The organism is Yinghuangia sp. YIM S09857, assembly GCF_051388915.1.
Classification (GTDB): domain Bacteria; phylum Actinomycetota; class Actinomycetes; order Streptomycetales; family Streptomycetaceae; genus Yinghuangia.
The window spans coordinates 121,291-131,255 of record NZ_JBPKBH010000011.1 but is presented as its reverse complement, the minus strand read 5'-3'; the positions used below and the strand labels follow the sequence as shown (position 1 = coordinate 131,255).

Annotated in this window: 9 protein-coding genes; 5 read left to right on the top strand and 4 right to left on the bottom strand. The window is 74.0% G+C overall.

All coding sequences use genetic code 11. From position 1 onward, the window contains the following. Window positions 1-250: 250 nt before the first annotated feature. Window positions 251-2,272: a hypothetical protein gene (locus tag ACRX5S_RS23655; protein WP_436775063.1), complete on the bottom strand. Its 2,022-nt coding sequence runs from the start codon at window positions 2,270-2,272 to the stop codon at window positions 251-253. After that, on the bottom strand, window positions 2,251-4,545 hold the full coding sequence (locus tag ACRX5S_RS23650; protein WP_436775062.1) for a protein kinase domain-containing protein: 2,295 nt from the start codon (window positions 4,543-4,545) through the stop codon (window positions 2,251-2,253). The genes ACRX5S_RS23655 and ACRX5S_RS23650 overlap by 22 nt, the downstream gene beginning before the upstream one ends. A 131-nt stretch (window positions 4,546-4,676) precedes the next feature. Here ACRX5S_RS23650 and ACRX5S_RS23645 point away from each other — a divergent pair, with 131 nt between their 5' ends. Continuing rightward, complete coding sequence (locus tag ACRX5S_RS23645) at window positions 4,677-4,901, top strand: hypothetical protein (RefSeq protein WP_436775061.1); 225 nt, start codon at window positions 4,677-4,679, stop codon at window positions 4,899-4,901. A 108-nt stretch (window positions 4,902-5,009) separates the two neighbouring features. Beyond that, entirely contained in the window at window positions 5,010-6,182 is a 1,173-nt protein-coding gene (locus tag ACRX5S_RS23640) for an epoxide hydrolase family protein (RefSeq protein ID WP_436775060.1), read from the top strand. A 123-nt stretch (window positions 6,183-6,305) separates the two neighbouring features. Here the strand turns inward: ACRX5S_RS23640 and ACRX5S_RS23635 are convergent, their stop codons facing one another. After that, complete coding sequence (locus tag ACRX5S_RS23635) at window positions 6,306-6,671, bottom strand: ArsR/SmtB family transcription factor (RefSeq protein ID WP_436775059.1); 366 nt, start codon at window positions 6,669-6,671, stop codon at window positions 6,306-6,308. Between the two features lie 132 nt (window positions 6,672-6,803). Between ACRX5S_RS23635 and ACRX5S_RS23630 the strand changes: the two genes are divergently transcribed. The 3 genes from ACRX5S_RS23630 to ACRX5S_RS23620 all read left to right on the top strand — a co-directional run bounded on the left by ACRX5S_RS23630 (window position 6,804) and on the right by ACRX5S_RS23620 (window position 9,381). Next, a complete protein-coding gene (locus tag ACRX5S_RS23630; protein ID WP_436775058.1) occupies window positions 6,804-7,802 on the top strand; it encodes a zinc-dependent alcohol dehydrogenase family protein in 999 nt (332 codons plus the stop codon). Between the two features lie 123 nt (window positions 7,803-7,925). Beyond that, the gene (locus ACRX5S_RS23625; RefSeq protein WP_436775057.1) at window positions 7,926-8,495 is read left to right on the top strand and encodes a GNAT family N-acetyltransferase; all 570 of its coding nucleotides are present in this window, start codon (window positions 7,926-7,928) and stop codon (window positions 8,493-8,495) included. 223 nt (window positions 8,496-8,718) lie between these two features. After that, window positions 8,719-9,381 (top strand): YdeI/OmpD-associated family protein, encoded by a 663-nt coding sequence (locus ACRX5S_RS23620; RefSeq protein WP_436775056.1) that lies wholly within the window; start codon window positions 8,719-8,721, stop codon window positions 9,379-9,381. Window positions 9,382-9,418: 37 nt separating this feature from the next. Here the strand turns inward: ACRX5S_RS23620 and ACRX5S_RS23615 are convergent, their stop codons facing one another. Next, window positions 9,419-9,946, bottom strand: a complete 528-nt coding sequence (locus tag ACRX5S_RS23615) for a DUF1992 domain-containing protein (protein WP_436775055.1) — start codon at window positions 9,944-9,946, stop codon at window positions 9,419-9,421. Between the last annotated feature and the right edge of the window lie 19 nt (window positions 9,947-9,965).

Genomic DNA, 9,965 nt, shown 5'->3' with positions numbered 1-9,965 from the left:
CCCGCGGGCCGGGCCCGGCCCGGGGTCGGGTTCGGCCAGACGGAGCGGTCCGGCGGAATGCGGTCGGAACCGGCGGTGTCGTCGAAGTCCGGGTCGGGCGGCGGCATGGAGCCGAGCCACTGCCGCACGGGGTCCGGCTGCCGACGCCCGTCGGGCGGCTGTTCGGTGATGGCGTTCTCCCTGGGGGTGGGCCTGCCCGGGGCGCCGTGCAGGTCGGGGGGAAGTCAGGGGCTTGCGGGACGGGACGGGGTCAGTAGGCGGGCGGGTCGGCGAGTTCGCGTTGCCGCCCCGGCGCTCTTGTGGGCAGCACCAGTTCGGCCGACGCGGCGGGCACCACGAGGTCGGCGAGCGAGCGCAGGTGCGCGGTCGACCCGAGGACGAACCGCCCGTCCGCGCCGAGTTGCTGCCACATGCGGCGGGTGTTGTCGCGGGGGATCGCGGGATCGGACAGCGTCATCCAGCCCGGTTCGTCGACCATCGCCAGCGTGCGTACACCCCGCGCGCGCAAGTCGGCAAGCGCCTCGGCCCAGTCGAGGCGGCCGGGGCACACCCGGGCGTGCACCACGCTGCCGACACGCGTGGTCAGGCTCGCCGGACGACTGCCCACCACGACGAGCGTGCGCTGCGCGTCCGGCCGCCAGTCGAAGTGCAGGGCCCGGTGCAGCGCGTCCTCGACCGGCGCGGCGAACTGGTCGGCCACGGGCAGCGCCTGCCAGTCCTGCACGACCGCCATCAGCGCGTCGGGGGACGCGAATCCGGCGGTCTGGCACGGGTCGTCGGCCTGCCGCCGGTTGTCGGAGTGGTCGCCGTACCCGATCGCGGCCAGGCGCGCGGCACCCCCGGCGCCGCCGCCGGCGCGCAGCGCGTGCGCGATGGTCCGTACGACGTCCAGCCGTTGGTCCACCAGTTGCGCCGGGCCGCCCAGTTCGACCGCCACCAGCACGTCCGCGCCCACGTCGGTGTTGTGGTGGGACGGCAGGGACGCGGACAGCTCGGCCCAACTCTGCGGCCACGCCCCCTCGTTGCCCTCGGCCGGAGCGGAGTCCGGGGCGGTGCCGCGCACCCGCAGGCGGACGTGTCCGGGCCGCTCCAGCGAGGCCACCACGACCGCCTCGCCCGGCACGGGGATCTCGGCCCGGGCGACGGTCAGTTCGGACCACTCGCGGTCCGGCCCGGCCCCGCGCACCACCACCGGCAGCGCCGCCGGACCGGAACGCCCGGGCGGCCGGGCCACCGGGACCTCCACCTCGACCGGCAGCCCGCGGCGCACCGCCGTGCCGACCGGGAAGAGTTCGACGTACGCGACCGAGACCCGCCCGCCGGGCGCGGCCACCGAGGCCAGCGCCAGATGGTACGAGCGGCGCAGCGGAACTCCCGCGCACAGCGCGTCGGCACGGTCCGCCAGGTCCGGCGAGCCCGGCTCCGCGATGAACTCCGAGACGGGCGGCGCTGTTCGCCGTACGGCCGCGGCGAACAGGTCCGGGAGCAGCCAGTCGGCGCAGCGGTGGATCAGCACGTGCTCGGTCACCCCGCCCGGGCCGTCGCCCTCGGAGGGGTGCAGCAGTTCGCGGGCCCAGGCCGCGAGCGTGTCGGGGTCGGGCGGCGCGCCCTTGAGACCCACCCCGCCCGCGGCCAGGAACAGCATCTCGGCACGGCTGCGCACCCCCGTGCTCGGCACCGCGTCGCTCCACTCGCGCACGTTGCGCACCACCGGCGCGGCGCTGACGACGCCGGCCGGGGAGGCGGTGAGCGTGCAGCTCGTGAAGCCCTCCGGACCGGTCTCGACCAGGACCAGGCGGTCGGTCTCGCCCGCGGCGAGGCGCGCCGCGGCGGCCTCGGGGGCGCCGTACGGCCGCCGTTGCGCGCGGGCGCGGCGCTCCGACCGTGCCACCGCCTGCTGTTCGGCCTCCACGAACCGGGTGCGCGCGTCCTCGGACAGGCGGTCGAGACCGCGGCAGTGCTGCAACAGGGACTTGAGCACGCGGTTGTCGCCCTGCCGAAGGCTGTCCGCGCCCACTCTTACGGCCGCGCGCACGTCCTGGCGCATCGTCAGATCGCGGTGGCCGCCGGAGTGTTCGGCGCGGTCCGCGCTTGCGGACTCGGGCGGGCGGCCGCAACCGGGGCAGCCCTCGGCGCCGCTGCCGCCGGGGTGGGTGCAGACCGGGCAGGGCGACTGCGGCCGTCGGGAAGGCGCGCTGGTGTTCATCGGGCTCCGGGCTTCGATCGTGAGCGGTTCGGCGGCGGACCCGGTCATGGCGGCGGGAGCGCGCACACGGTTCCGTCGAGCCGCCCGACCACCACCGGTCCGCCCGGCACCGCCGCGGCGGGGGCGTGCACCGGGCCCGCGCCCGCGTGCCGCCAGATCCGGTGGCCGCCCAGCGGGTCGACCGCGAGGGTGCTGCCGTCCGTGCCGCCGACCACGAGCGCGCCGCCGACATGCGCCAGTGAGCGCCGGATGCCGTCGGCGACCGGGAGTTCGCCGATCTGCTCGCCGGTGGCCGCGTGGTAGGTCCGCACCGCGCCGTCCAGCGCGCCCGTCGAGACGGTGTCCGACGCCGGGTCGGCCACGCACGCCCAGGTCTGCGCGGCGCTCCGCGCGGTCCAGTGCGGGCTTCCGTCGACGGCGTCGAAGGCGTACAGGCCGCCGTCCGCGCCCGCCGCGACCACCAGGCCCCCGGTCACCGAGACCGCGATGGGCCGCTCGCCCAGCTCGGGGCTGCGCGGCCAACCGCTGCCGCCGTCGTGCAGGTCGAGGGCGTGCAGGCGCCCGCGCGCGTCGCCGACGTAGACGGTCCGCCCGGCGACCACCGGGCCCGCGGTGATCGGCGCGCCCACCGGCTCGCCCCATTCGGCCTGCCCGTGCGTGGCGGGGAAGCACCACACCACGCCGGAGGCGGTGGCCACCACGACGCGGCCGGGGGCGACGGCGCAGCCGATCACCCGGCTGCCGACCGGGCGGCGGTCGGTGAGGTGCTGCGCGGCGGTGTCGAGGGTGTTCAGCCAGCCGTCCGCCGAACCGGCGTGCACCAGCGCGCCGTCGCTCACGGGCGTCCCGCGCAGGCCGCCCGGAAGGGCGTAATCCCATTGGAAGTAGCCGGTGTGGCCGTTCATCGCGGTGACCATGCCGTCGGCGGTGGCGGCGAGCACGATCCCGTCCCGGGTGGCGGCCACGTACTGCACCCAGTCGTCGAGGGGACGCTCCCACTCCGGGCGCACGGTGCGCATGGGCGCGCGCGGGCGCACGGGTGCGGGAGGCCTGACGGCCCGGGGCCCGGGGTCGCGGGGGCTCGCGGCCGGGTGGAGCTGCGTCGGTGCCTCGGCGGCATCGGGTACGTGGCGCCTGGTCGGTGCGTCGGGGTCGGTCGGCGTGTAGTGCCGGGTCAGGGCGTCGGCCGGCTCGTGGGGCGGGGCGGGTACACGCGGCGCGGCCTTGCGCGGCGGCGGGCTTCGGAACTCCCCGGCGAACGCCCCCGGGCGTATGGCGGAGATGAACTCGGTGCGGATCTCCTCTGGGGGCGTGGGCTCGGACCGGCGCGGGGCCAGGGGCTCGCGCGCCGGTCCGCGCGCGATGATGTGCGACGTCGTGGACGTGCCGGCGGGGCCGGTCAAGGTCGTGGGCACCCGGTGCGGGTTCGCCGGCGGCCCGGCCGCGGGTACGGGGCGCAGCGGGTGCGCGTCCAGCATCCCGCGGTGTGCGGGCGGCAGCGCCTCGGCGAAGCCCGGGACCGGCGCGCCCGGCGTACGGCTGGTGCGCAGCAGGATCATCGCCCCGGCGGCGCTCGGGCGCTCCTCGGGCTCGGCGTCCAGCAGGCGGCGCAGCACGATGTCGAGGTCGTTCGGCACGCCGTGGAAGTCGACATCGCCCGCCCGCAGGTCGCCGTAGTTCTTGTACGGGGGGTGCCCGGTCGCGGCGAACAGCGCGATGGCGCCGAGCCCGAAGAGGTCGCCCGCCGCGTCGTAGTGCGTGCCCTTCTCGGTGCCGGGCCGCTCGGGCGGCATGTAGAGCAGCGTGCCGACCGCCTCGCCGGTCGCCGTCATCGGCTGCGCCCCGACCGCGCGGGCCAGGCCGAAGTCGATGACGTGCGGGCCCGCGGGCGTCACCAGCACGTTGCGCGGGTTGAGGTCGCGGTGCGCGCGGCCCTTGGAGTGCAGCAGGTTCAGCACCTCGGCGACGCGGATCGCCAGCGCGCGCACCGCGCCCGCGGGCAGCGGGCCGTGCGCGTCGACGAGTTGCTGGAGCGTCGGCCCGGCGACGTACTCGGTGGCCAGCCACGGGCGCGAGGCGTGCGGCTCGGCGACGAACAGGCGGGGTACGGCCGGGTGCTGAAGGTGCCTCAGGAAGTCCGCCTCGCGGGCGAAGCGGCTGCGGTACTCCGACTCCTTGTGCGAGGCCAGAAGTTCACCGTGCATCAGCTTGACCGCGGCCGGGGCGTGGGAGGTCACGTGCTCGCCGTAGTACACCTCGCCGAACCCGCCGCCGCCCAGCCGGTGCAAGAGGCGGAAGCCCCCGACCTGGGCCGTACGCCGTCCGAATACAGCGTCCATACGAGTCCCCACCCCCTGGCGCCGTACGACGGCCGCTTGCATGCCGTTGTTTGGCGGCAATCGTTACATGCCAGGGCGTCTGACGTGAGAGGTTCTTCCCTCTGACCTGGGGCCGGGAGACGGGAGCGACCATGGCGGCGGCCGAGGAGATCGTGTGCTCGCTGTGCGGGCAGGACCATGTGGCGCGGTACCGGATCAAGGGGACCGCGGACGAGTTCTGGATGTGCCCGGAGTGCGAGTCGCTGTGGCGGCCGGGGGCCGATCCGCGCAAGTCGACGGAGGCGTACCTCAGCATTTATCTGGAGGCTCGGGGGCTCGACCCGGGCGGGGTGGAACTGGAGCGCGTCGAGGGGTAGCGGTGCCGCCGTAAAGAGGCGCCACACCTTCGCATACCGCTGTAGATAGGCGCCACAAGTTATGATTTAGGAACGGTCTTTTCCTATTGGGATCGTAGAGTTTGAGCCATGGAGACCACGCGGCACAACCACGCAGACCAGAGCCTTCCCGACGGCGTCCGCCCCTTCCGGATCGAGGTGCCGCAGGCGGACGTGGACGACCTCCGCGACCGGCTGCGCCGCACGCGCCGAGGCGGTGAGGTTCCCGGCACCGGCTGGACCCGGGGGGTGCCCGCCGACTACCTGGGCGGCCTGGCGGCCTATTGGGCAGAGGACTACGACTGGCGCCGTGCGGAAGCGGCGCTCAACGAACTCCCGCAGTACCTGGCGGAGGTGGACGGCCAGCCCATCCACTTCGTGCACGTGCGCTCGGCGAACCCGGACGCGCTGCCGCTGCTCCTCGCACACGACTGGCCGGCCTCCATCGTCGAGTACATCGAGGTCGTGCGCCCGCTGACCGAGCAGTTCCACGTCGTCCTGCCGTCCACCCCCGGCGTCGGGTTCTCCGGGCCGCTCACCTCGGCGGGCTGGAACACCGGCCGCATCGCCGCCGCGTACACCGATCTGATGGCCCGTCTGGGCTATGCGCGCTACGGGGTCGGCGGCACCGGCGGCGGCGCGTGGATCGCCACCGAGATGGGCCGCCTGGAGCCGGAGAAGATCGTCGGCATCCACGTGAACGGCTTCATCGTGTTCCCGTCCGGCGATCCCGCCGAGTTCGAGGGGCTGACCGCGGCCGAGCAGGAACGGCTCGGCCGCCTGGAGAACTTCCGCGACGACATGATGGGGTTCAACGCCATCCAGTCGACGCGCCCGCACACCCTGGCGCACGCGCTGCACGACTCCCCGGCCGGGCAACTCGCCTGGATCGTCGAGAAGTTCAAGGAATGGACGGACGCGGAGGCGGAGCTGCCGGAGGACGCGGTCGACCGCGACCACCTGCTGACCAACGTCAGCCTGTACTGGTTCACGGCCACCGCCGGTTCGTCCGCGAACCTCTACTACGAGTCCGCGCACGACGCCTCCGCGTGGGCGCCGAGGGACCGCGGGACGGTGCCGACCGGCGTGGCCCTGGCGCTCAGCACGGACATCGCGGTGCGGCGCTTCGCGGAGCGCGACCACAACGTCACGTACTGGTCGGAGCTCGAACGCGGCGGCAACTTCCTGCCGTTGGAGCAACCGCAGGCGTTCCTGGACGACATCCGCGGGTTCTTCCGCTCGGTGAAGGCCATCGACGGCTGACCGGTCGCGCAGGTGCGGGCTTGGCCGGTCCCGGACACGCGGGCGCGGGCTTGGCCGGTCGCGGGCGCGCGTACTGACGGGCGAGGGCCCCGCCGGATTCACCTCCGGCGGGGCCCTCGCGCGTTAGCGCCGCGACCGAGCCGCGGGGCGTGCCGTGGGAAGTGCCGTGTCGGGGGCGTTGCGCTCGGCGGCGGCGAGGGCGTCCAGGAGGCCGGGGAATGCCCGGGCGAATTCGGCGTCCCGCAGGGTGTTCATGCGCGACGTGCCGGCGTAGTGCTGCCGGATCAGCCCCGCCTCGCGGAGGATGCGGAAGTGGTGCGTCGCGGTGGACTTGCTCACCGCGATGTCGAACGAACCGCACGCGATGTCGGCGGAGGCCTCGCGCAGTTGCCGCACGATGCTGCGCCGGACCGGGTCGACGAGGGCTTCGAGGACCTGTTGCAGCGGGATCGTCCGCGGGTCGGGGTGCGGGGGGATGCGGTCGTCCATGGTCCTGATGGTACGACGTCCATCGAAGTTTGACGAGTGTCATAGTTTGATCGGCGTAGTAGTTTGACGAGTGTCGTACTTTCGTGCTGAGCTGTCGCCCGAAGGCGAACCGCCCTGCGGAAGGACGAAATCATGGCCAGGACCGTGTTGTTCCACGAGCTCGGCGGACCCGAGGTACTGCGGGTCGAGGACGCGCCGGTCGGCGCGCCCGGCCCCGGCGAACTGCGCCTCCGGATCGAGGCGATCGGCCTCAACCGGGCCGAGGCGCTGTTCCGTTCGGGCCACTACATCGAGCCGGTCCGACGCTTCCCGGCGAAGCTGGGGGCGGAGGCCGCGGGCGTCGTCGAGGCGGTCGGCGAGGGCGTCACGGGGTTCGAGCCCGGGCAGCCGGTCAGCACGGTGCCCGCGTTCTCACAGAACGACTACGGCGTGTACGCCGAGACGGCCATCGTGCCCGCTTCTGCGGTGCTGCACCGGCCCGAGGGGATCGGGGCGGTCGAGGGGGCCGCGATGTGGATGCCGTACGGGACGGCGTACGGCGCGCTCGTGGAGGTCGGCGGCCTCGGCCCCGGCGACATCGTCGTCCTCAACGCGGCGTCCAGCAGCGTGGGCCTGGCCGCGATCCAGGTCGCGCACCGGGTCGGCGCCACGCCGATCGCGCTGACCCGCACGGCCGCGAAGAAGGCCGCGCTGCTCAAGGCCGGTGCGGCGGAGGTGGTCGTGACCGAGGAGGAGGACGTCGTCCCGCGCGTGCGCGAGGCGACCGGCGGCCGCGGTGCCCGGATCGTCTTCGACGCGGTGGCCGGTCCGGGAGTGACCGACCTGGCGCGGGTGGTGGCCGACGGGGGGACGCTGCTGGTGTACGGAGCGCTCAGCGGTGAGCCGACCCCGTATCCGGGCGTCGAACTCGGGCTGCCCGCACTGAACATGCGCAGCTACACCGTGTTGGAGGCGACGACGCGACCTGAACGGCTGCGCCGCCTGGAGGCGTTCGTGGCGTCGGGGTTCCGCACGGGGGCGTTCGGCGCGGTGGTGGACCGCACGTTCCCGCTGGAGGACATCGTGGAGGCGCATCGCCACTTGGAGTCGAACTCCCAGGTGGGGAAGATCGTCGTGACGGTTCCGCGCTGATGTGACTTTGCGGCGTGGGGAGTTCGCCTCGGGCGACTTGTAGTTCGGCGGCGGCCGGGGCCGAGGAGTCGCCGCGCCGCGGACGTCGCGGTCGCGAGCGGTCCTCGTGTTAGCGTCGGAGCTGTGAACACCGGCGAGTTGTCCACCGGCATCACGTGGCGCCGTGTCGTCGAGGCCGACTTCCCGCTGCTGAAGCGGTGGCTGGAGCGCCCCCACGTGGCGCGGTGGTGGAACCACGAGACCACCCCCGAGGCGGTGGCCCGCGACTTCGGCCCGGCCGCACGCGGCGAGGAACCGTCCCAGGACCTGCTGGTGTTCCTCGACGGCGAGCCGGTCGCGCTCGTGCAGCGCTGCCGGTTCGCGGACTACGCGCACGACTTCGCGGAGCTGGCGGACCAGGTCGACGTACCGCGGCCCGCCGCGACGATCGACTACCTCATCGGCGAGCCCGGGCACGCCGGACAGGGCCTCGGGCCGCGGGTGATCGCCGCGATCGTGGACGCGACCTGGACGGACTACCCCGAGGTCGCCGCCATCGTGGTACCCGTGCACGCGGGCAACCGGCGGTCGTGGCGCGCGCTGGAGAAGGCGGGGTTCCGGCGGCTCGCGGAGGCGTCCTTGGAACCGGACAACCCGATCGACGACCGCGCCCACGTCGTCTACGGCATGGACCGACCGGAGGGGCGGGGGTAGCCGACGCCCGTCGGGCCGGTGGCCACGGTCGCTCAGCACGGCCTCTCGGCATGGCCGCTCAGTACGGCCGCTCAGCACCTCCGCTCAGCACCTCCGCTCATCACGGCCGCTCATGACGACCTCTCATCACGGCCGCTCAGCGTTGCCACTCGTCACGGCCACTCTGCGGCGCACCGCGGCCGCGGCCCGTGGTCGTCCGGTCCGGCGGGCTAGCCTGACCGACATGGAGGAGATCAGGGACCCAGGCGGAACCCCGGGCGACGTCGCCGCCGACGCGACCGCCGACCCCGGCGAGGTCCGGGAGATCGACGGCGTCGAGGTGCGGGCTTTCCCCGACGGCGCGGCGTTCGAGGAATGGCTGGCCGCCAACCACACCCGCCACGAGGGCCTGTGGATCAAGGTGGCCAAGAAGAAGTCCGGCATCCCGACCGTCACCGACGGCGAGGTGGTCGACATCGGCCTCTGCTACGGCTGGATCTCGGGTCAGCGCCGCTCCCTCGACGAGCGGTACTACCTCCAGAAGTACGTGCCGCGTCGGCCGCGCAGCCTTTGGTCGCAGGTGAACGTCGAGAAGGTCGCCGTGCTCATCGCCGAGGGCCGCATGCGCGAGCCCGGGATGGCCGAGGTCCGCAAGGCGCAGGAGGACGGGCGCTGGGCGGGAGCGTACGAGTCGCAGAAGACCTGGTCCGTCCCCGCCGACTTCGCCGCCGCCCTCGACGCCGACCCCGCCGCGAAGCGCGTGTTCGACGCACTCGACAAGACCGGCCGCTATCTGGTGGTGCTCCCCGTCCTCCAGGCACGCACGGCAGCCACCCGAACGGCCCGCATCGAACAGGCACTTCGCTCACTCACCGGCACGCGGGCGGACGATCCGCCCGCTTCCTGAGCGGAGTCCGCACGCATCCGCGCCCGCGGAACAACGTCTACCCGGCGCGGCGCCGCCACCAGCGGGGCCGCCGCTCCCGGCGTCCGGCCTTGTCGGCCCCGGACCCTGACGGGGCATCAGCGGCGGATGGACGATGCGTCTCGCGCGACGGCGCCGACCGCACCCGATCCGGATGCCGCTCGCGCCACGCCGCCGCGACCTCCTCGACGTCGAAGGGCTTCACGTTGAGGATCGGCCCCGGTGGCGGCATCCGCAGGTGCTTGACGATCTTGTCGTTGACCTCGCCGATGATGGTGCGCGCCTCGCGCTCGGACCGGGCGCGCAGGGCCGCCGGCAGGGCGTCCTCGGCCTCCTTGCGGAGTCTCAGGGCGGGCGGCAGGACCGCGATGCCCTCGCCGCGCAGCTTTTCCTTGAGCCACCACGTCTCGTCGTAGGGGGCATCGGCGGCGGCGAGCGGGCGTCCAGCGCCCGGAAGGTTGTCGAAGTCGCCGCGTTCCCGGGCCTCGTGGATCTGGCGGTCGACCCACGAGTCGAACGAGACGTCGGGCGGTTTGCGTTCGGTCACGACGGGGCTCCCCAGCGGT